Raw genomic sequence first — 19288 nt, 5'->3', positions numbered from 1 at the left:
ATGAATACATTGGAAGTATTATATAAAACCGATTATGCCATTGTTCAAATGAACCGTGGGAAGGTGAACGCCATCAATTTTGAAATGGTACAGGACCTCAGGGATATTTTTTATGAACTGGGAAAGAACGACACCGTTAAAGGTGTGATCTTGACAGGGAAGCCGCATTACTTTTCCGCGGGGCTTGATTTAATTGAACTCTACGGTTACGACAAACCTCAAATTCAGGACTTCTTTGTTTCCTTTGGGGCCTTGTACCTTGAACTCGTGCAATTTAAAAAGCCCTTTATTTCCGCCATAACCGGGCATTCTCCGGCGGGGGGTTGCGTATTGGCAGTGACGAGCGATAATCGGTATATGGCTGAAGGAGATACCTATGTCATCGGTTTGAATGAAGTGGCCGTCAACATTCAGATCAGTCAAAACTTAACGGAGGTTTATGCCTATTGGATGGGTGACGGCTTGGCCCATAGATACATCCTATCAGGAAAACTACTTTCTGGCAAAGAAGCTCTTGCCGCCGGTCTGGTAGATGAGCTAGTTCCTTTGGAAAATGTAGTGCTTCGGGCTGAAACACAAATGCACCATTATATGCAAGCCGATCAGGAAATCCTAAGGAATACCAAGGCCAAATTACGAAAACACCTCTGGGACAAATTGGATTTGAAGGCTGAAAATTCACTAAGGGAAGCCTCTGAACTCTGGTGGAAACCTGAGACAAGGGCAAAAATGAAAGCCTATGTGGAAAGTTTTTCGAGCAAGAAGAACCAATGAACAGTGAACAATGAGCAATGAACAATGAGCATTGAACAATTAACAGTTGGCAGTATACCGTTTGAAAATAAAGGTTATGAGCAGTGAATACAGAAAGCAGTGTGTAGCACATCGTATAAAACGTACAGCGTATAACGTAAAGTGCGCAGTAAAAAACACAAATAGAGAATCAGGTAACTACCGATAAAATGTAAAACCGATGAACAAACAATTACTATTCGTAAAAAGGCCTAAAGGAGAAGCGGATGCGTCTACCTGGTCACTCGTAACCAACCCCGTTCCTGAAATCGAGGAGGGTCAAATCTTGGTCAAACAACACTATGTGTCTTTGGATCCAGCGATGCGAGGGTGGATGAACGAAGGAAAATCCTATATCGCCCCCATGGAAATCGGTTCGGTAATGCGAGCGGGTTCCGTAGGTCAGGTTGTGGTGTCGAAAAACCCCAAATTCGAAGTCGGGCAATTTGTTGCCGGAACTGGTGGAGTACAACAATATGCCGTAACCGATGGAAAGGGATTTTATCAGGTCGACCCTCAATTGGCCCCATTGCCCATGTACATCGGCACATTGGGAATGCCAGGGATGACCGCCTATTTCGGTATCACGGAAGTCGCTAAGCTAAAAGAAGGGGAAACCGTTCTGGTTTCCGGAGCGGCCGGGGCAGTTGGAAGTATTGTGGGGCAGATCGCAAAAATCAAAGGATGCCAGGTGATTGGCATTGCAGGTGGCCCCAAGAAATGCAAATATGTTGTGGAGCAATTGGGTTTTGATGCCTGTATCGATTATAAGAACGAAAATGTTGCCACTCGATTTAAAGAAGAATGTCCCAAAGGAGTCGATATTTATTTCGATAATGTCGGTGGGGAGATTTTGGATATTGCTTTGACACGATTACGTCGACATGCCCGAATTGTGATTTGTGGAGCCATTTCTCAGTACAATAACAAGACCAATATCAAAGGCCCGAGTAACTATCTCTCGTTGTTAGTCAATCGGGCCAGTATGACCGGTATGGTCGTTTTTGATTATGCGGACCGATACAAAGAAGGGGCTCAAATATTAGGTGGATGGCTTGCGCAAGGAAAACTCAAAAGTCGAGAGGATGTTTACAAGGGTATCGAAAAATTCCCAGAGACATTCAATCGACTTTTTACTGGTGATAAAATGGGTAAACTTGTATTGAAAGTGATAGATAATTAGGGAGATAGAAACGAATAGGACTTTGATTTTGAGAAGTGAGGACAGGGCAACTTGAATAAAAATCGTCAAAAATAACATCATTTTAAAAATGTCAATCTATCAAAGAATAGGGCAAATAGGGTCGAAATTTATCGGAAGGCCAACACTTTTTAAATACGGATTCAATCTTTCCCCTATGTATCGCAGAAGTACAGGGAGAATTATAGACGTTTCAGAAGATTTGCTACAGGTGCGGATCAAACTTCCACTGAGTTATAAAAATAGAAACTATGTGAATTCGATTTTTGGAGGAAGTATGTTCGCATCGGTTGATCCCATACCCATGGTACAGTTGATACAACTTTTAGGTTCGAATTATGTGGTTTGGGATAAATCAGCGGAAATATTCTTTAAGCGTCCTGCGAAAGAACACCTGTTTGCAGAGTTTAAGTATACCGAAAATGAAGTAGCCGCTATCAAACAAAAAGTGGAGGATCATAACGAAACCGAGATATTAAAAACCACACAACTGATGAATAAGGACGGGTCCGTGGTTTTTTGCGAAGTAAAGAAACGAATTTATATAGCGGATAAGATTTATTTTAAAAATAAACGAAAGACCAAAAAATGAAAGCCATTCGATGTAACACATACGGTCCGCCATCTTCCTTGGTGCTGGAAGAAGTAGCGAGTCTAAATCCGAGAGCGACGGAAGTATTGGTATCCGTGAAGGCTTGCGGATTGAATTTCCCTGATACGCTAATTATTCAGGGGTTGTACCAGTTCAAACCCGAACTGCCTTTTACGCCGGGAAGCGATCTCGCTGGTATTGTAAAAGAAGTAGGGGAAGACGTGACGCATGTACAAGTTGGTCAAGAAGTATTTGGTTTTGTACCTCACGGGGCATTGGCCGAAGAAGTACTGGTTCCTGCAAATGCCTGTTTTCCAAAGCCTACTCAAATGGATTTCCCTATTGCAGCCTCGTTTATGATGGCTTACGGTACCTCTTACTACGCTTTGAAGAACAGAGCAAAGTTGGGGGAAGGAGAAACACTTTTGGTATTGGGTGCATCTGGGGGAGTAGGGCTCGCGGCTGTTGAATTGGGCAAGCTAATGGGAGCCAATGTGATTGCAGCCGCCTCCACCGATGAAAAATTGGCGTTATGCCGGGCGTACGGAGCGGACAGCACGATTAATTATACAGAACAAGATCTCAAAACAACCCTTAAGGAAATGACCAATGGCAAAGGTGTGGATGTGGTCTACGACCCCGTTGGGGGAACCTACTCGGAAGCAGCACTACGTGGCACCGCATGGGACGGTCGCTTTTTGGTGGTTGGTTTCGCCGCAGGCACTATTCCGAAAATACCGTTGAACCTACCGCTGTTAAAAGGAGTTTCCGTTGTTGGGGTTTTCTGGGGAGGGTATGCCATGAAGTATCCCAAAGCGAACATGCAAAACACTATGACCTTGATGCAGTGGCATGCAGAAGGAAAGTTGAACCCCCATATCCATGCTATCTATGATTTGGCGGACACCTCGAAAGCCTTGGAAGAAATGATGAATAGAAAAGTAAAAGGGAAATTGATTGTTAGGGTATAGTACATTAGGAGTTAGGAGTTAGGAGTTAGGAGTTAGGAGTTAGGAGTTAGGAGTTGGATGGCGATTTAGTTGATTTAGGAGCCAAGAGTCAAGAGTCAAAAAATCAGAAAGAAAATAAGATGAGATTAAAAGACAAAATAGCAATAGTAACAGGCGGAGCTAGAGGAATAGGGCAAGCCATCTCCGAATTATTTTCAAAAGAAGGGGCTACCGTGATTATAATCGATCTATTGACGCAAGGGCAACAGGTAGTGGAAGCTATCGTTGGCCAGGGGGGTAAAGCGGAATTTCATGCCGTATCGGTGACCGATAAATCGGCCATTGAAGCAGTGTTCGCCAATGTAAACGAGCGCTATGGCCGTATTGATATCCTAATTAATAATGCTGGCATCACGCGAGATCGCACACTCGAAAAGATGAGCGAAGAAGAATGGAATGCCGTTATCGATGTGAACCTCAAAGGAGTCTTCTTGTGTACCCAAGCCGTGGCACCCTATATGAAGGCCAACAAATATGGTCGTATTGTCAGTGCAGCCTCCAATGTAGGCCTGCGAGGAAATTTTGGGCAAACCAATTATGCTGCGACCAAAGCAGGCGTGATTGCGATGTCCAAGACATGGACGGTCGAGTTGGGTAAACATGGTATTACCGCTAACGCTATTGCCCCTGGGTTTACCATGACCGATATGGTAGACCAAATTCCGGAAGAACATTTTGCGGCGATACAGGCGAGTATTCCCTTAAAAACCGTTGCACAACCTATCGATATCGCATATGGCTATTTGTATTTGGCTTCGGACGAAGCGCGTTTCGTATCCGGAATATGTTTAACGATTGACGGTGGAACATCAAGATAAATCTATGGCAAAGCTAGAATTAAAAGACTTGAGGGCGTTTCGTGAGTTGGAGGGCAAGCAACTTCCAATAGGCGATTGGATAATGGTCACCCAAGAAATGATCAATGATTTCGCCAAAGCTACCTACGATTTTCAATGGATTCATGTTGACATTGCAAAGGCAACGAAGTATTCTCCTTTTAAAAAGCCCGTGGCGCATGGATTTATGTCGGTGTCCCTGCTTTCGAAAATGCTCGGAGAATTGATTCGGGTAAAATCCGTTCAGATGGGCGTAAATTATGGTTTGAACAAAGTGCGTTTTCCTGCTCCGGTTTTGGTTGAAAGTCGCCTACGTCTGGTAGCCGGCATTTCAACCATCGAGAACTATGGTGATACAGGGCTGAAAATTACATGGGCCTGTACCGTGGAGATTGAAGGCACTGAAAAACCGGCTTGTGTGGCGGAGTTTATCAGCTTAATGTTCGAGTAAACAGACTGGAACCAAGTTTCCGAATGGAAACCTAGGTATTTTTCGTAAATTATTACGATTAAATACCAAACCAATGACCAGACTCTTCGACTTACTCTATCATCAACTTGAAAACAAACCCTTAGAAAAATCCTTGAACGGTAAAGATTTAGAGGGCAATTGGATCAGTTACAGTTCCCAAGCTGTTGCCGATGCGTCGGAACGGGCGGCCTGTGGCCTTTTAAAACTAGGTTTACAACCTGGTGATAAGGTGGCCATGGTCGTTTACAAAAATCGCCCCGAGTGGGTCATCATGGATTTCGCCATGCAAATGACGGGCATCATCAGTATCCCCCTCTATCCAACGATAAGTGTACGCGAGTACGTGTATATTCTCAATGAGGCGGAAGTGAAAAGCGCTTTTTGTGGGGGAGGCGACCTTTTTGACAAACTGTCTACGGCAAAAGAGAGCGTCGAGACCTTAGGGCATATCCATACTTTCGACGAAAAGGAAGAAGCGCCTTTTTGGAAGTCTATTTTTACTGAAGAGGGCAGGGACACCTTGGAAGCTGTAAAGGCAAAGATCAAGGGTGATGACTTGGCTACGATTATTTATACTTCAGGCACCACCGGTAACCCGAAGGGTGTGATGTTACAACACAAGAATTTAATGCATGTGGTGGTGGAGACCTCCCACTTACTGAAGATAAACGCAGGGGAAAGTGCGCTGAGTTTCTTACCGTTATGCCACATTTACGAACGTGCGGTTTCTATGGCGTACTACTATCTGGGCGTATCGACGCATTATGCCGGTACCGACAATTTAAGTGGCCCTGAAGGGGACTTGGCTGCAGTAAAGCCAGTTCTTTTTACTACGGTGCCTAGACTATTGGAAAAGATCTATGAGGCGATTTATAACAAGGGATTGACCTTGGAAGGAATCAAGCGCAAACTCTTTTTCTGGGCCTTGGAGCTGGCGGACACTTACGAAATCGATAAAAAGTATTCCCTTAGCGAACGTATTCAGTGGAAAATAGCGGACAAACTGATTTTTAGCAAATGGCGTTTGGCCCTCGGGGGTAATGTGCGGATGATCGTTACCGGGGCAGCCCCGTGCCCTGTTAAAATTTTACGGGTTTTCTGTGCGGCAGGAATCAACATTAAAGAAGCTTACGGTCTAACGGAAACTTCCCCGACCTTGACCGGAAATACCATGGAGCCCAACGGGACGATGCTGGGCACGGTCGGTTATGCTATTAAGGATGTCGAATTGTATATTGATGGCACGAACGGGGATTATAAAGAAGGGGAGGGAGAGATTTTGGCCCGAGGCCCCAATGTGATGCTGGGTTACTATAAAAAACCCGAAATCAATGCGCAGGTCTTCAAGGAAATCGATGGTAAGAAATGGTTTTGTACGGGAGATGTAGGCAAATTGATACAAGGAAAAGGCGGTCGAGAGTTTTTAAAGATCACGGATCGGAAAAAAGAATTGTTGAAGACCTCAGGAGGTAAATATGTGGCTCCGGCACCCATTGAGAATAGGATGAAGGAAGATTTTCTGATCGAACAGATCATGGTGGTTGGCGACAAGCAAAAATTCGTTTCAGCACTCATCGTTCCCTCCGAAACCGCATTACAGAGCTATTGTGACCATAAAAACATTCCTTGGACAACCTTTGAGGAGATGATTACGCATAAAAAAGTGCTCAAACGCTTCCGGAAAATTATCGATTCCTACAATCCAGAGTTCAGTCATATCGAACAGATAAAGAAGTTTGTGCTGACTCCCAACCCGTGGTTGCCCATTCATGAAGATGGCTCGGATGCCGAACTGACGCCTACCTTAAAGTTGAAGCGCAGGGTAATCCGCGAGAAATTCAAAAAGGAAATAGACCGTATTTATGCAGAGTAATCAAAAAGGGAGTAGGGGATATCATGAAGTAGGGCCAGTTGTTCGGTATGACTTAACGCGTTTTACCAACCCATGCCCTAAAGAGACCAAGATACCAACACCGCCGCATGTTAAGAGGGTTTAGACTCCAATCAACTGATGCTTCCTAATAAAAGTATCGAAGCTACTTAGAATTATTGGCTTATTTTTTTCCTAAAAGGGCTTATCGTAGATTTTTCCGTCCATGATTGAACTTAGCACCAAAGAAGTGGTAAGTTCCCCATAGACCGCAAGTCTTATGTTCAGATCTTCCAGATGTTTGGGGTCGCGAACGAACCCCCTGAGCAGCATGCAATCCCTACCTGTAAGCTTATGACACTCACTTATTTCCGGAACAGTTTGGATGAACTCCTGAAAGCGCTGTGTTTGTCCAAAACGTATTTTGATAGTAATGTAAACCCCAAGGGAATACCCAAGTTTATCTAGGTTGATTTTGGTGTGATACGATTCTATGATTCCTGCATCCTCCATTTTCTGTATGCGTTCCGATACGGTTGGTGATGCCAATCCAACTTCCTTGGCCAAATCCTTTAGGGCTACCCGTGCATTTTTCTGTAGCATTTCCAAAATCTTCCAGTTGATTTCGTCAATTTTCATAAATAAGATGAATTTAAATATTTAGATTATAAAAATAGGCTATTTTTTGTTTTATCCTAATTTTAAAATTTAAATTACGTGATATGTGTTTTAATTTTGCTTTAAAACTAATATAATGACAACGAAAGATTTGCGCCCATCGGAGTTCGCCCCTTATTATTTGAGATATATCGAAAAGCTACCGGATGAGATTCATCTTAGGGATAGTTTTAAGTTGGGCAAGGAAGCCGTAGTCTCTTTTTTCAACGGTATTCCACATGACAAACACGACTACGCTTATGACCTTGGGAAATGGACGTGCAAGGAGGTACTTCAACATTTGGTGGATACCGAACGCATTTTCCAATACCGTCTTTTTCGTATCGCTAGGAATGATAAAACGGCATTGGCAGGTTTTGACCAAAGCATTTATATGGAACCCTCCATGGCAAAGTCAAAATCGATGGATGACCTACTTGCCGAATTTACCGCTGTTCGCAATAGCTCGATTATCTTACTCAACAGTTTAGGGGATGATGAGCTTGAACATATCGGGATAGCAGATGGTAGTAAGATGTCCGCAAGGGCTGCTGCATTTACTATAGCAGGTCACGATATATGGCATATGGAAATAGTGATGAAAAAGTACTTGTCATGTTAGCGATCAGGCCCAACTGCGAACAATGTGGTACATCATTGCCGAATACAAGTACTGAAGCAATGATCTGCTCTTTTGAATGTACCTACTGCAAAGACTGTGTGACCTTGTTTGAAGATGTATGCCCGAGCTGTGGAGGAAATTTTCACCCTCGACCTATTCGGCCGGGCGTTATGGTAGTCAAGTATCCAGTTTCGCAAAAACGGGTGTATCAACCGAAAGACACTACCGTGATTCAGAAGATGAAAGACGAGTATGCAAACCTAAAACCTGAAATACGATGAGCGCTGTTTTTGAACAATATCAACCGCGGTCCATCATGTTCAAGGAAACCCTGTATTGCAATGGATGGAATATTAAAGTGTATACCATAACAAATCAAGAAGTATTTGCTTCAGATCATATTCTTCAAAATATCAAACGTCATGTACCGGTTTGGGTCGGTCAAATAGAAAACGCCAAACTTCCTACCTATAAGCAAGCTTTCTTAATAGTTCATGAAGCAAGGGAAGGGGTTTGGATTCTGTTAAACTGGTGGACCGGTGGAGAAATGATCGAGACCAAGGTGCTGTTCTCTAATTATGAAACGCCCAAGCGAATTACGGATTCACCGTATAACACAAATTCATTGCTCTGCGTTTGGGAATTGGAGGTTTTTGCACACGAACGGGCCTCTTGGATCAATCATATCTTATCTAAAGCCAATGATCCTGATTATTTGGCGTACACTAAAGATACACTATGGAAAAAAGTATGACGAAAGAACGGTTGCTCAATTTTGCAAAGGCCTGGTCGGAAAAGAGTATTGAGCAAATAATGGATTTTTTTACTGAAGACTGTGTCTATTGTCCTTCTATTGTTGATGAAAAGAAGAAATTTCAAGGAAAAGCCGAAGTACAACGCGCAATTGAACGAATGATCGCAATGGACAATACCATCGCTTCGAAAGTATCTCAGATTCATATCCATGGTGAATTCGGATTCTGGGAATGGGAGTATACGACAACCGATTTACAGCAAATACGTGGATGCGACTACTTTGAATTTAGTAAGGAGTTCATCCATGTGAAAAATGCCTACAGAAAACTGGGAGCAAATCGAACTAAGAATGATGGCTAAAAGACCTGGTTAGATTGAACTAAAATCAATGTAAATAAATTAAAATCAATTAGTTATGCAAAAAACACTATTTTTTGCCCTGACATTCTCATGCCTATTTTTAGAGAGCGGACTTGCTCAGGATAGCATTCCGAAACGCATTTATACGACCTCTTATTTGGGTGATGCTATTCCTCCCAAAATAGATGGTCGTATTGATGATCCTAGTTGGGATTTAGTGGATTGGAGCGGCAACTATGTGGAATGGAGTCCTGATGAAAATACTGAACCCTCGTATCCGACGAAACTCAAGATTTTATATGACGATAAGAGCTTGTTCGTTGCCTTTAGATGTTATGACAACGAACCGGAAAAGATAGTGAGTCGGCTTTCTAGACGAGACGGTTTTGATGGCGACTGGGTAGAACTTAATGTGGGCAGCCTTGGTGATTTGCGTACTGCGTATTCTTTTACGATTTCCGTATCAGGAGTTCAGGGGGAGGAGTACATCACCAATGATGGACAAAGTTGGGATAATACATGGAATCCGATATGGTATGCCAAAACCAACATCGATGAGGAAGGCTGGACAGCTGAAATTCGAATACCCCTCAGTCAAATACGTTTTGGGAAGGCGGAGGAACAGCTATGGGGAATTCAATCGACACGACGGTTTTTCAGAAAGGAAGAGCGTTCCGTTTGGCAAAGGTCTCCCTTGAATGCTCCAGGATGGGTAAGTAGTTTTGGAGAGTTGCATGGATTGAAAAATTTGAAGCCACAACGTCAATTGGAAATACAGCCTTATGCTGTAATCTCACAAAATGAATTGGGTATGGAAAGTAGTAATCCTTTGATCAAGAATAGTACGACCAAACTTAATGCCGGTCTTGATGGTAAATTGGGAGTCACTAACGACTTAACACTCGATTTTTCGATAAATCCTGATTTCGGGCAGGTAGAGGCCGATCCATCTGCCATCGCCTTGGATGGTTTTCAAATTTTCTTTCAAGAAAGAAGACCTTTTTTTATTGAAAACAAGAATATTTTCGACTTTGCCTTTTCAAGTTCTGTAAACGCCGGGCGCACCTTTGGTTTTGATAACTTGTTCTACTCAAGACGTATCGGAAGGGCTCCGCAAGGGTTTCCGAGTTTAACAGAGAACGAGTTTAGTGATCAACCCAATATTTCAACGATTCTGGGTGCGGCGAAATTCAGTGGAAAGACAAGGGATGGATGGTCGATAGGAGTTCTTGAGGCAGCTACTTCTGAAGAGACGGCTACAATTTCCGATGGTACTACGGAAAGAAAGGAGGCCGTTGAGCCGCTTACGAACTACTTGGTGACCCGAGTACAGAAAGACTTCAATAATAACAACACCTTTATCGGCGGAATTTTTACAGCAACCAATCGAAGTTTGACCGATAATCTCGATTTTCTTCATAAATCGGCGTACACAGGAGGTCTTGATATAACCCATAACTGGAAAAACCGAAGCTATTATTTTAAAGGTAATCTCATCTTTAGCAAGGTCATGGGTTCCCAAAATGCTATAACCCAGACCCAACAGTCCATCACCCATCTATTCCAAAGGGAAGATGCGGATCACATTACTGTAGATGCCGACGCGACAGCGCTGACCGGCACCGGGGGTAATCTGCAGATAGGTAAAGGAGCCGGAAACTGGCGCTTTCAAAGTGGTGTAACCTGGCGTTCCCCTGAACTAGAGCTGAACGACATAGGTTTTCAGTTAAGAGCGGATGACCTACGGTACTATGGATGGTTGGGATATCGAACCACGAAGCCTCTTCGATCGATGCGGAGCTGGCTTGTGAATTACAGTCAATTTGCGGCCTTCGACTTTGGGGGAAATTTCAACGAACTCTTATTGAATGTGAATACTTGGCTAAACCTCAAGGATAACACCTGGATCAATCTATTCGCTGATTACAAGCCCATAAATTTTAATAATTTTTTATTGCGCGGTGGCCCTAGGTTTCGGCAACCAGAGGAGTTTACTTTTGGGGGAACACTAACCTCGGACAGTCGTAAAAAATTACGGTTTAGTCTAACCTTGTCCAATCAATTTGCAGTCGAGAATGTATTGGATCGTTTGACTTTCAGTGGTTCTATTACCTATCAGCCCATTAATTCGGTAACAGTGTCCTTGGCACCGTCATATACCAAGACCAATGATAGCCTGCAGTACGTTACAAGGGCCTTTTTCAATGAAGAATCAAGATATGTGTTAGGCGCTATCGAACAACAGACCCTCAGTATTCCGTTACGCATAGACTACATTTTAACGCCAACCTTAAGTATACAGTATTGGGGACAACCTTTTATTTCTAAAGGAGTATTCGACGGATTCGGTATTGTGAACGATCCATTGGCATCGGATTTTGATAGGCGTTTGACCTCATTGTCAGATGACCGACTTTCAATGACGGACCTAGGTTTTCAAGTTGACGAAAATATGGACGGTACCGTAGATTATTCCTTTGCTTACCCTGATTTTTCTTTTGTACAATGGCGTTCGAATATGGTTTTACGCTGGGAGTATGTACCCGGTTCGGAACTCTATTTGGTATGGAGCCAGAATGCCTCGAATTTTGGAGGCTTAGATCAAGGGCTAACACAAGGGTTGCAAGCCAATATCAAGGATATTACGAATATATTCTTGGTCAAGTTGACGTATAGATTTTTAAAATAGAACGATGAAAATTCAGGGAAACATACGATTTGCAAGACCCGAAGATGTACCGGGGATCATCAAGTTATGCCACTTGCATGCGACCTACGAGAAAGCGGCTTATACATTTAATGGGCAGGCTACGAGGCTAGTTCAGGATTTATTTTCCGAACCTCCCAAGGTATATTGTCTTGTAGTGGAGCATGACGGACAGCTCATAGGGTATGCCACCTATATGAAACAGTATGCCACCTGGGATGCCGGTGAGTACATCTACTTGGATTGCCTTTTCATAAGGGAATTTGCTCGGGGACTAGGCCTCGGCGAAAAACTATTACGAAGAATACAAGGGGAAGGCCAAGCGTTGGGCTGTGATTTGATGCAGTGGCAAACTCCTGATTTTAATACCAGGGCCATGAAATTCTATCGACGAATCGGGGCTAAGTCAAAAGCCAAGGAAAGATTTTTTTTAAACTTTCATGAAGAAGGGTAGTATTTGAAAAAAAGACGACCTAACGATGCACAATGAATGTTCTGTTTGGAATATCGATAGTTATGATTTTGTTTTTGAACAACCCACTACCCACGAGTGCATTGTATATTAAACCCTCCCTAAAAATAACTGCGACATCAGTCAATCTAACCATTCCTTCACCTTCGCCTATGGCAATGGAATTCACGGTGTGGGTAACATCCTCTCGTTTTTCCCTAGACAATTGCGTTTCATAGATCTGGGGCCTTCCTTCGGTCGGATTCAGGTTCAGGTCGTTGAGGTAACCTGTATGTACTATATACGCATCGTAACCACTTCCAGTGTCGAATTCCGCCAAGACCTCCGTGCTATCATTTATTGTAATTGGTATAAAAATGTCCAACATAACATTGGTATGTTGATAAAGTTCCAACGGTAATGCAGTGTTGTTTTTTGCCAAGACCAATGATTGCTCATTGTCGATAAAAGCGATACTTCGATTTTTAAAATCAATCGAAAAAGGCTTGTCTTCAAAGAATTTTAGCGAAAGTAGACCATCAATGCCCATGGCATCCAAGGGTGGATAGACGCCAACCACGGGTCTGAATTGCTGAATAGCCCCGACTGCCAATGCGGGAATTTCGTATACTTCCCCATCCAAGCGATCCCCATCATGTCGAAACCCGGTAAAATAGCCCTTCTTTTTGGCTTGGGAAGATACCTTGTTGAACAGTTTTCCAGATAAGACGGTTACCCCGGCTCCGGTATCCAAAACAAAATTTCCAGTAATGCTATCGGTCAGTTGTACCTGTATGATGATGTGCCCCTCCTCCATGATATGAATGGGGTACTCTTGTGCATTGGAAATTGAGGGTAAGGATGCCAACAATAGGATCAGTGTTATAATTCGCTGCATGAGTCGTTGTATTTTAGAGCCATCCTGTTTTATGGGATGACCGATTTTGGAGGGTGAATTTTGGTATAAATCCGTTGCCATACCAGTTCAACAAGTCCTGAAATTCATTTTGGGACTTCAAAAGAGTGGGAATACCTCTAAAAGTGTTGCGCGATCCCTTTAAATACCAAGATATTAATACTTTTAACCTATAAACCAGTACGTCGAGCTATCGAAAATCTACGCCTTGGCATTCAGTTCTTATTGGGTTTGCAACTCCTCGTTGTGGCCATACTTCATTTTGTATACAGATCGAAGGTGGCCAATACGATTCTTGCATTTTTATGCCTGATTCTTGGTTTATGGTTTTTTAAAAAGGTGTTTTATGGATATTGGCAAGACCATTTTCTTTTATTCGTATTGATAGGGCCGGGGAAACCCATATTGGTAGGTCCTTTAGTATTGTTTTACTACAGGTCTTTCCGAGAGAAATTAGAGCTTAAGACCATCTTTAAGTTTACACTGGTACCTGCAGTATACTATATTACCCTTTTGACGGTTCGCTTTTTTTTGATTGAGAAGATTCCGGGTACAAATTACGCGGTGACCCATTTGTTTTCGGGCAGTGTTTTTGTCATTTTTCTATCGTATTTCTTTTTGACCTGGCAGGAATTAGTCAAGGAAACACAAAAAAGAGTACTCCCGAAGGCCTATAAAAAAGTGATGATTTTGTTTTACTCACTTTATTTTTTCCTATTGCAAATACCCCTCTGGGATATCATCCGAAACTTAATGGCGCAATTCGAGCTTTCAAATACTTCCGTTCTTGTTCTTATGGCTTCTAAGATTTCAACTGGGATATATGGTTACCTATACCTTTTGGCATATTTCCTTCTTGTTTATGGGCTAAGCGAATTGACCTTCTTTAAACGTCTGTTTCTTCCCAGGGATGTCGCTCTACATGTAAACACGGTCAAAAACAAGAACAAACTGGATAGCTTAATGGAACGTTATTTTGAGCGGGAAAAAATCTATACGAAAACCGATTTGAGTATTGGTTCCTGTGCAGCCACATTTCAGGTACCTATTCGTGAACTCATCGATTATTTTAAAATAACGGAGAAAGGGCTCTTTAAAGATTATGTCAATAGGTTAAGGGTCAACGAGTTTAAGTCTCTTCTTAAAAACAAACAATTTGCCCACTATGATTTGGTCGGTCTTGCGAAGGAATGTGGATTTAAATCGAGGTCGACCTTCTTTAGGGTATTTAAGGACATAGAAGGGGTTACGCCAAATGAGTATAAACGACGTGCTAATGGTAGATAGGAGCATTGTACAGCCCCATAGTACATTTCATGAATCCTGATTATGGGATTACCAGTAATACATGCTATTTTGGAAACTCCCATACCGCTATCATCTTTTAGAAGTATTTATCGTACGGAACTATTCTCAAGGCAATTTAGGAATGACGTTGACCTCTTTTCAATTCATGTTCTTTTTTAAAAGAGGCAATAAAATCTGAATGCGAACAACAGGACCATGAAAATGTTCATTATTCACATGCTCGTTGCCGATATCAAATTCAAAATCCCCGTGAAATAAAGAATCCAATCGCTCTAAGATATTACCAATTCCATTCCCTAAGATGGGTGATTCGGATGGTAAGGCTATTCCATTGTTGATGATCGTTATTTCGAGATACTCATTGTTTTCCTGTATAGATAACACGGCCCTAATCTTTTGATGTTGTTCTGAAAAACCATGTTTTATCGTATTTTCCAAAAAAGGTTGGAAAAGAAGAGGGGGTACTAGACAGCCGTTTAATTCTTGCGGAATTGATTTGATCAGCTCCCATTTATCATCATATCTCAATTTCTCCATTTTAGCATAAGTATCTAAAAGAAGAAGCTCATCTTTCAACGCTACTAATTTCGAATCCTTCAAATGCAATGTTTTTCTCAGTAGCTGGCTTAGGTCGGCTATGGCATTCTGTGCTTTGATTGTGTTCTGATCAACCAGTGATGAAATGTCATTGAGGGAATTGAAAAGGAAATGCGGATTTAACTGCGCCTGTAACGCTCGAATTTTGGCGTCAAGAAGCTCTGCTTTCAACGTTGACGTTCTTAAATCATCGGTCTTTTTGCGCTGAAAATAGTTATAGGCGTAAACGATAGCTATCATGGAAAAGTACATAAAGAAATTAAAACTCAACCCGCCTAAGCCCCGTATGTAAACACTTTCGGCAGTCAAGGTTGTCGGGCTTGAAAGCAATTCAATATCAACCAAAATCCCGATAAAAGCAGTGTAAAAAGAAAGTAGGGCTGCAAGTGCCAAATGAATGGGAATAATCCCTAAACGAAATGTTCCTTTCTTAAATGAATTTCGTGTTAACCATAGCGAAACTGCAATATAGGTCAACTTGCAAACAAATAGGATCAGGTATTGGAGGACAAGGTGGCCTAATATAACGGTGGATTCATCATTCTGATTATAAATGAGGATAGTCCCTATAAAATCGATGATATAGGCGACCAAATAATACACCAAAAGCACCCTGAACAACTTAGGGTCAAGAAATTGATATGGTTTTTCCTTCATGTTATTTTCCAAGGGTCAATTGCTTTTTGAAGGTGGTTTTATAACTTTTGGAGACATTGAATTTCTGACCATCCACCATGACCACGCAGTAGTCTCCATATCCTTCGCTAATTACTTCCGCTATACATTTAATCTGAACAATGGTTGAACGGTTTAGTCTGATAAAGCTATCGGGGTCGATTCGTTCCATCAATGCGGTCATGGAGGTTCGATAGATGTATTTTTTACCATCAGCCATGAATAACTCGGCATAATAGGCCGAAGATGTGATATACTTAATGTCTTCGGTGTAAGCGAAAACATATTTTCTACCGACTTTGAGCACAATTTTCTCTAGAAAGGGCTTTGCTTTTTTTTTTAGGTCTTGCAGCTGGTCGAATAGTTGATTGAATCGTGTATATATGGCATCGTACGAATCACTTTTTTGTGCGGTCTCTATTTTTTTTATGGCCCTATCGAGCGCATCCAATACTCTCTTTTCTTTATAGGGTTTTAAGACATAGTCTATCGCCTGATTCTCGAAGGCCGCAATGGCATAGTCATCATAGGCAGTGACAAATATGGTGAGGGGTATTATAGATGGCTCTATCCTTTGGAGTACTTCAAATCCTGAAAAGTCGGTCATCTTAATATCCAAAAAAACGATTTCAGGCCGTTCGGCCTGAATCATGGAAACGGCCTGGCTGCCCGAACTTGCCTCAAAGAGTTCAATCCCCTCGTTATCCGCAAAGATCTTGCGAATTCTTTTTCGAGCTAGCATTTCATCATCGACTATTAGAACTTTCATTTGATGTCTCTTGATACGGTGAGCCTCTTTTGAAATTCGGCGAAATTAAGTGCTACCCTAGCAGACCATCCAAAAAAAGGGTTTGGATAATACTCAAAGGGGTCGGCGATATAATTTAAAGCAATATATTTAATAATCTACACAGCAATCCTGTCGTTCTTATCTTAAAATAGGTCATTCATATCATAATCACTCCGTATTACCTCCAATTCCATACATTGAAGGAAATTGTGCGTGAATGAGATACGGTTACTTGATTGCGTTGACTGCAATCGCCATTTGTTGCTATGGGCTAGATACGGATGCCCTGTATAAATCAAATCTGGAGGCCGATGTCAACCAAGATGACATCAAGCTTGGTACCCTTGACCAAAAAACCATGAAATCGCGGGCGTCACAGACGACTTCCAGACCTACCGTGGCCCTATTGGGCACCTTTCATTTTGGGGAAACCACCGATTATTCCTCGATGGACATGGACAACTTTCATTCTGATAAAAGACAGCAGGAAATAGAAGAATTAGTGCTGGCTTTGAAGACCTATGCACCCACGGCCATATTGTTAGAATGTACGCTTAAGGACCAAGACTATTTTCAGCACGCCTACGCTAACTATATGGAAAACAGGGCACCGCTAAAAATGGATGAGAGGGAACAAATAGGGTTCCGCTTGGCCTCAGAACTGGGTCATGACTCCATTTTCTGTATTGATTACAAACTAGCTGTGCCACTAGATTCATTGTCTGCCTTTGCCGAGCACAACATGAAACAGGAGTTCTCGACTTTTCTCGCCAGTATTGAACACAATGATGAAAGTGATTCTAAAGTGCTCGCTGATAAATCGTTAAAGCACTATTACGCATTCAAGAACAATGATATGGAAGACTTGAAAAATAAGCGACAGTACATACAGGAAACGGCAAAGTTCGTGTCAGACGATACCTATATCGGAGTCAAGTTTGTTTCGGTATGGTGGGAACGAAATTTTCATATCATGGCTAACATAGACCGGCATATCGACGAAGGAGAACGTATATTAGTAGTAATAGGCGGTGCCCATCGAGCCGTGCTCAAAGACTTTTATCAGGATCGAAATGATGTTGACTATGTCGAAATAGGACAGTTTCTGAAATAGGAAGAACAAAGTATTTAAATAAACTGAAAATGAATCACTCACTTAAACTAGTATACTTAATTATTCTTTTGGTCTTTGGTTGCAATAACGACACACTGAGGCCTCAGGATGCTGTTGAAGTCAATAATGGTCAGGTTGGGGGAGAAGAAGTGGACCCCAATACGAGTACATCGGATTATGATATTCTTTTTGTAGGCAATAGTCTTACCTACTACAATGACTTGCCGAATTTGGTGAAAACCGAGGCAGCCGAAAGAGGCATCTCTTTAGGTTTCCAAATGATCGCAAAAGGCAATTATGCCATTGTCGACCATTGGTCGGACGGCGAAGTACAAAAACAGGTAGAAACGGGAAATTACGACTTTGTGATCATTCAGCAAGGTCCTTCATCGCAAAGTGACGGTTATGAGATGTTGGTTAACGATGGACGTAAGTATGCGGAGTTATGTGCCGTCAATGGTAGTAGATTGGCCTATTTCATGGTGTGGCCTTCGAGACGTTATTACCATACATTTGATGGTGTAATTCGAAACTACTCCGCCGGTGCAAGGGCCAATAATGCCATTTTATGTCCCGTTGGTCGCGTTTGGAAAAGCCATTTTGATAGCACCGGTGATTTTTCATATTACGGCCCAGACGAGTTTCATCCGTCATTACAAGGAAGTCAAGTTGCTGCGGAAGTTATCGTGAATAGCCTCTTTAATTAGAGTGGAAAAGAACTTTGCTCGCAATCATGGATGAAACAACCTTGTGGGGCAGTTTGAAAAAAGAATAGGGCAAGTTCAAAACACTTTTGAAGTCAATTCATATTTGAATAGATTGTAGGCTCTCTTCTAAAGAACGTCACTCTCATTTGTAACTCTCACCCTTAGTTTAGCAGGGATGATAAACCCCAATAAGACTCTTTGAATCCTGAAGTGAATGTGGTTTTTGGGCAAGTCTTGGATAAAATGAACAAAAGAGTAATAGAAACACTACTATTCCTTCGTTTACTCGTGACATTGACAGAATCTGAACTTGTGATTTATTTACTGGATATTTGAAAGGTTATGATATTTTTACAATACCCACTAAATAGGGACACTAAACCAATTCGTACTATGAAAATAAGTGTAATCAGGCTTGATAGTATTCAAAAAACATTTTAGTCAGCCGCCTTTTCCAGAATTTTATAATATGGGTTGCCAAATTCCTCTACCCAAAAACCTGTTTTCCTGAGTTTATCGTGAAACGTCAATTAAAATAATATTTTCATTTTACCTCTCGGTTGTTTCCCCGTTCATTTTACCTAGCGTTCCCTCGTCTTTTGCCGTTCCTGTTGAAGATTCTTCGGCTCTTGCGGCCTTGTTAGTATTCATTTCCTTAAGTTTTCCTTGGTCACCTGATTCATGACCTTTCTTTAACTCTCTTTCCTTATTCTTCATCATCTGTTTTTTAAGTTACTGTGGTTACAAAAATCCGATAATAGGGATGGTAGAGTTAACGGTATCACGATAAATTTTGACCCATATCTCAAAGGCTTTCGCAGAGTGGACTTTGGAATGGACTAATAAAAAAGGCTT

The 19288-nt window shown here is 41.9% G+C and carries 21 protein-coding genes; 16 read left to right on the top strand and 5 right to left on the bottom strand.

Translation table 11 applies throughout. From position 1 onward, the window contains the following. The 7 genes from ACKWCA_RS16300 to ACKWCA_RS16270 all read left to right on the top strand — a co-directional run bounded on the left by ACKWCA_RS16300 (window position 1) and on the right by ACKWCA_RS16270 (window position 6776). Complete coding sequence (locus ACKWCA_RS16300; RefSeq protein WP_413979272.1) at window positions 1–774, top strand: enoyl-CoA hydratase/isomerase family protein; 774 nt, start codon at window positions 1–3, stop codon at window positions 772–774. 199 nt (window positions 775–973) lie between these two features. Next, window positions 974–1975 carry an NADP-dependent oxidoreductase gene (locus tag ACKWCA_RS16295; protein ID WP_413979271.1) on the top strand — a complete coding sequence of 334 codons (1002 nt, stop codon included), beginning with the start codon at window positions 974–976 and terminating at the stop codon, window positions 1973–1975. An 88-nt stretch (window positions 1976–2063) separates the two neighbouring features. Beyond that, complete coding sequence (locus ACKWCA_RS16290) at window positions 2064–2585, top strand: PaaI family thioesterase (protein ID WP_413979270.1); 522 nt, start codon at window positions 2064–2066, stop codon at window positions 2583–2585. Then, the gene (locus ACKWCA_RS16285; protein ID WP_413979269.1) at window positions 2582–3556 is read left to right on the top strand and encodes an NADPH:quinone oxidoreductase family protein; all 975 of its coding nucleotides are present in this window, start codon (window positions 2582–2584) and stop codon (window positions 3554–3556) included. Before ACKWCA_RS16290 ends, ACKWCA_RS16285 begins: the two co-directional genes overlap by 4 nt. Window positions 3557–3675: 119 nt before the next feature. After that, window positions 3676–4413 (top strand): SDR family NAD(P)-dependent oxidoreductase, encoded by a 738-nt coding sequence (locus ACKWCA_RS16280; protein WP_413979268.1) that lies wholly within the window; start codon window positions 3676–3678, stop codon window positions 4411–4413. A gap of 4 nt (window positions 4414–4417) precedes the next feature. Beyond that, window positions 4418–4882, top strand: a complete 465-nt coding sequence (locus ACKWCA_RS16275; protein ID WP_413979267.1) for a MaoC family dehydratase — start codon at window positions 4418–4420, stop codon at window positions 4880–4882. Between the two features lie 73 nt (window positions 4883–4955). Continuing rightward, window positions 4956–6776 carry an AMP-dependent synthetase/ligase gene (locus ACKWCA_RS16270; protein ID WP_413979266.1) on the top strand — a complete coding sequence of 607 codons (1821 nt, stop codon included), beginning with the start codon at window positions 4956–4958 and terminating at the stop codon, window positions 6774–6776. A gap of 192 nt (window positions 6777–6968) precedes the next feature. Here the strand turns inward: ACKWCA_RS16270 and ACKWCA_RS16265 are convergent, their stop codons facing one another. Beyond that, complete coding sequence (locus ACKWCA_RS16265) at window positions 6969–7412, bottom strand: Lrp/AsnC family transcriptional regulator (protein ID WP_413979265.1); 444 nt, start codon at window positions 7410–7412, stop codon at window positions 6969–6971. 115 nt (window positions 7413–7527) lie between these two features. On the opposite strand from ACKWCA_RS16265, the gene ACKWCA_RS16260 reads away from it, so the two are divergent. From ACKWCA_RS16260 to ACKWCA_RS16235, 6 genes are read left to right on the top strand one after another with little or no spacing between them, the layout of a single operon-like run. After that, window positions 7528–8052, top strand: a complete 525-nt coding sequence (locus ACKWCA_RS16260) for a DinB family protein (RefSeq protein ID WP_413979264.1) — start codon at window positions 7528–7530, stop codon at window positions 8050–8052. Beyond that, a complete protein-coding gene (locus ACKWCA_RS16255) occupies window positions 8046–8333 on the top strand; it encodes a DUF1272 domain-containing protein (RefSeq protein ID WP_413979263.1) in 288 nt (95 codons plus the stop codon). Before ACKWCA_RS16260 ends, ACKWCA_RS16255 begins: the two co-directional genes overlap by 7 nt. After that, window positions 8330–8806 carry a hypothetical protein gene (locus tag ACKWCA_RS16250; RefSeq protein ID WP_413979262.1) on the top strand — a complete coding sequence of 159 codons (477 nt, stop codon included), beginning with the start codon at window positions 8330–8332 and terminating at the stop codon, window positions 8804–8806. Before ACKWCA_RS16255 ends, ACKWCA_RS16250 begins: the two co-directional genes overlap by 4 nt. Then, window positions 8791–9168, top strand: a complete 378-nt coding sequence (locus ACKWCA_RS16245) for a nuclear transport factor 2 family protein (protein WP_413979261.1) — start codon at window positions 8791–8793, stop codon at window positions 9166–9168. Before ACKWCA_RS16250 ends, ACKWCA_RS16245 begins: the two co-directional genes overlap by 16 nt. Window positions 9169–9223: 55 nt before the next feature. Next, entirely contained in the window at window positions 9224–11857 is a 2634-nt protein-coding gene (locus tag ACKWCA_RS16240) for a DUF5916 domain-containing protein (RefSeq protein ID WP_413979260.1), read from the top strand. Between the two features lie 4 nt (window positions 11858–11861). Next, window positions 11862–12329: a GNAT family N-acetyltransferase gene (locus tag ACKWCA_RS16235; protein ID WP_413979259.1), complete on the top strand. Its 468-nt coding sequence runs from the start codon at window positions 11862–11864 to the stop codon at window positions 12327–12329. 19 nt (window positions 12330–12348) lie between these two features. Here the strand turns inward: ACKWCA_RS16235 and ACKWCA_RS16230 are convergent, their stop codons facing one another. Continuing rightward, window positions 12349–13224, bottom strand: coding sequence for an aspartyl protease family protein (locus tag ACKWCA_RS16230; RefSeq protein ID WP_413979258.1), 876 nt, complete (start codon window positions 13222–13224; stop codon window positions 12349–12351). Between the two features lie 264 nt (window positions 13225–13488). On the opposite strand from ACKWCA_RS16230, the gene ACKWCA_RS16225 reads away from it, so the two are divergent. Next, the gene (locus tag ACKWCA_RS16225; RefSeq protein WP_413979257.1) at window positions 13489–14529 is read left to right on the top strand and encodes a helix-turn-helix domain-containing protein; all 1041 of its coding nucleotides are present in this window, start codon (window positions 13489–13491) and stop codon (window positions 14527–14529) included. A 159-nt stretch (window positions 14530–14688) separates the two neighbouring features. Here ACKWCA_RS16225 and ACKWCA_RS16220 read toward each other — a convergent pair whose 3' ends face one another. Beyond that, the gene (locus ACKWCA_RS16220; protein WP_413979256.1) at window positions 14689–15804 is read right to left on the bottom strand and encodes a sensor histidine kinase; all 1116 of its coding nucleotides are present in this window, start codon (window positions 15802–15804) and stop codon (window positions 14689–14691) included. 1 nt (window position 15805) lies between these two features. Next, window positions 15806–16591: a LytR/AlgR family response regulator transcription factor gene (locus ACKWCA_RS16215; protein WP_413979255.1), complete on the bottom strand. Its 786-nt coding sequence runs from the start codon at window positions 16589–16591 to the stop codon at window positions 15806–15808. A gap of 238 nt (window positions 16592–16829) precedes the next feature. Between ACKWCA_RS16215 and ACKWCA_RS16210 the strand changes: the two genes are divergently transcribed. Beyond that, a complete protein-coding gene (locus tag ACKWCA_RS16210; RefSeq protein WP_413979254.1) occupies window positions 16830–17726 on the top strand; it encodes a DUF5694 domain-containing protein in 897 nt (298 codons plus the stop codon). Window positions 17727–17755: 29 nt separating this feature from the next. Further along, window positions 17756–18433 carry an SGNH/GDSL hydrolase family protein gene (locus ACKWCA_RS16205; RefSeq protein WP_413979253.1) on the top strand — a complete coding sequence of 226 codons (678 nt, stop codon included), beginning with the start codon at window positions 17756–17758 and terminating at the stop codon, window positions 18431–18433. A 549-nt stretch (window positions 18434–18982) separates the two neighbouring features. Here ACKWCA_RS16205 and ACKWCA_RS16200 read toward each other — a convergent pair. Beyond that, on the bottom strand, window positions 18983–19153 hold the full coding sequence (locus tag ACKWCA_RS16200; protein ID WP_413979252.1) for a hypothetical protein: 171 nt from the start codon (window positions 19151–19153) through the stop codon (window positions 18983–18985). Between the last annotated feature and the right edge of the window lie 135 nt (window positions 19154–19288).

Origin of the sequence: Maribacter corallii (assembly GCF_047345415.1) — a bacterium.
In the GTDB taxonomy this organism is placed as follows: domain Bacteria; phylum Bacteroidota; class Bacteroidia; order Flavobacteriales; family Flavobacteriaceae; genus Maribacter_C.
This window is presented reverse-complemented; position numbering and strand designations above follow the sequence as displayed.

Excerpts from the sequence above, each read along its gene's own strand:
- ACKWCA_RS16300 (WP_413979272.1), top strand. The coding sequence starts at position 1 with ATGAATACATTGGAAGTATTATATAAAACCGATTATGCCATTGTTCAA.
- ACKWCA_RS16295 (WP_413979271.1), top strand. The coding sequence starts at position 974 with ATGAACAAACAATTACTATTCGTAAAAAGGCCTAAAGGAGAAGCGGAT.
- ACKWCA_RS16290 (WP_413979270.1), top strand. The coding sequence starts at position 2,064 with ATGTCAATCTATCAAAGAATAGGGCAAATAGGGTCGAAATTTATCGGA.
- ACKWCA_RS16285 (WP_413979269.1), top strand. The coding sequence starts at position 2,582 with ATGAAAGCCATTCGATGTAACACATACGGTCCGCCATCTTCCTTGGTG.
- ACKWCA_RS16280 (WP_413979268.1), top strand. The coding sequence starts at position 3,676 with ATGAGATTAAAAGACAAAATAGCAATAGTAACAGGCGGAGCTAGAGGA.
- ACKWCA_RS16275 (WP_413979267.1), top strand. The coding sequence starts at position 4,418 with ATGGCAAAGCTAGAATTAAAAGACTTGAGGGCGTTTCGTGAGTTGGAG.
- ACKWCA_RS16270 (WP_413979266.1), top strand. The coding sequence starts at position 4,956 with ATGACCAGACTCTTCGACTTACTCTATCATCAACTTGAAAACAAACCC.
- ACKWCA_RS16265 (WP_413979265.1), bottom strand. The coding sequence starts at position 7,412 with ATGAAAATTGACGAAATCAACTGGAAGATTTTGGAAATGCTACAGAAA.
- ACKWCA_RS16260 (WP_413979264.1), top strand. The coding sequence starts at position 7,528 with ATGACAACGAAAGATTTGCGCCCATCGGAGTTCGCCCCTTATTATTTG.
- ACKWCA_RS16255 (WP_413979263.1), top strand. The coding sequence starts at position 8,046 with ATGTTAGCGATCAGGCCCAACTGCGAACAATGTGGTACATCATTGCCG.
- ACKWCA_RS16250 (WP_413979262.1), top strand. The coding sequence starts at position 8,330 with ATGAGCGCTGTTTTTGAACAATATCAACCGCGGTCCATCATGTTCAAG.
- ACKWCA_RS16245 (WP_413979261.1), top strand. The coding sequence starts at position 8,791 with ATGGAAAAAAGTATGACGAAAGAACGGTTGCTCAATTTTGCAAAGGCC.
- ACKWCA_RS16240 (WP_413979260.1), top strand. The coding sequence starts at position 9,224 with ATGCAAAAAACACTATTTTTTGCCCTGACATTCTCATGCCTATTTTTA.
- ACKWCA_RS16235 (WP_413979259.1), top strand. The coding sequence starts at position 11,862 with ATGAAAATTCAGGGAAACATACGATTTGCAAGACCCGAAGATGTACCG.
- ACKWCA_RS16230 (WP_413979258.1), bottom strand. The coding sequence starts at position 13,224 with ATGCAGCGAATTATAACACTGATCCTATTGTTGGCATCCTTACCCTCA.
- ACKWCA_RS16220 (WP_413979256.1), bottom strand. The coding sequence starts at position 15,804 with ATGAAGGAAAAACCATATCAATTTCTTGACCCTAAGTTGTTCAGGGTG.
- ACKWCA_RS16215 (WP_413979255.1), bottom strand. The coding sequence starts at position 16,591 with ATGAAAGTTCTAATAGTCGATGATGAAATGCTAGCTCGAAAAAGAATT.
- ACKWCA_RS16210 (WP_413979254.1), top strand. The coding sequence starts at position 16,830 with ATGAGATACGGTTACTTGATTGCGTTGACTGCAATCGCCATTTGTTGC.
- ACKWCA_RS16205 (WP_413979253.1), top strand. The coding sequence starts at position 17,756 with ATGAATCACTCACTTAAACTAGTATACTTAATTATTCTTTTGGTCTTT.
- ACKWCA_RS16200 (WP_413979252.1), bottom strand. The coding sequence starts at position 19,153 with ATGATGAAGAATAAGGAAAGAGAGTTAAAGAAAGGTCATGAATCAGGT.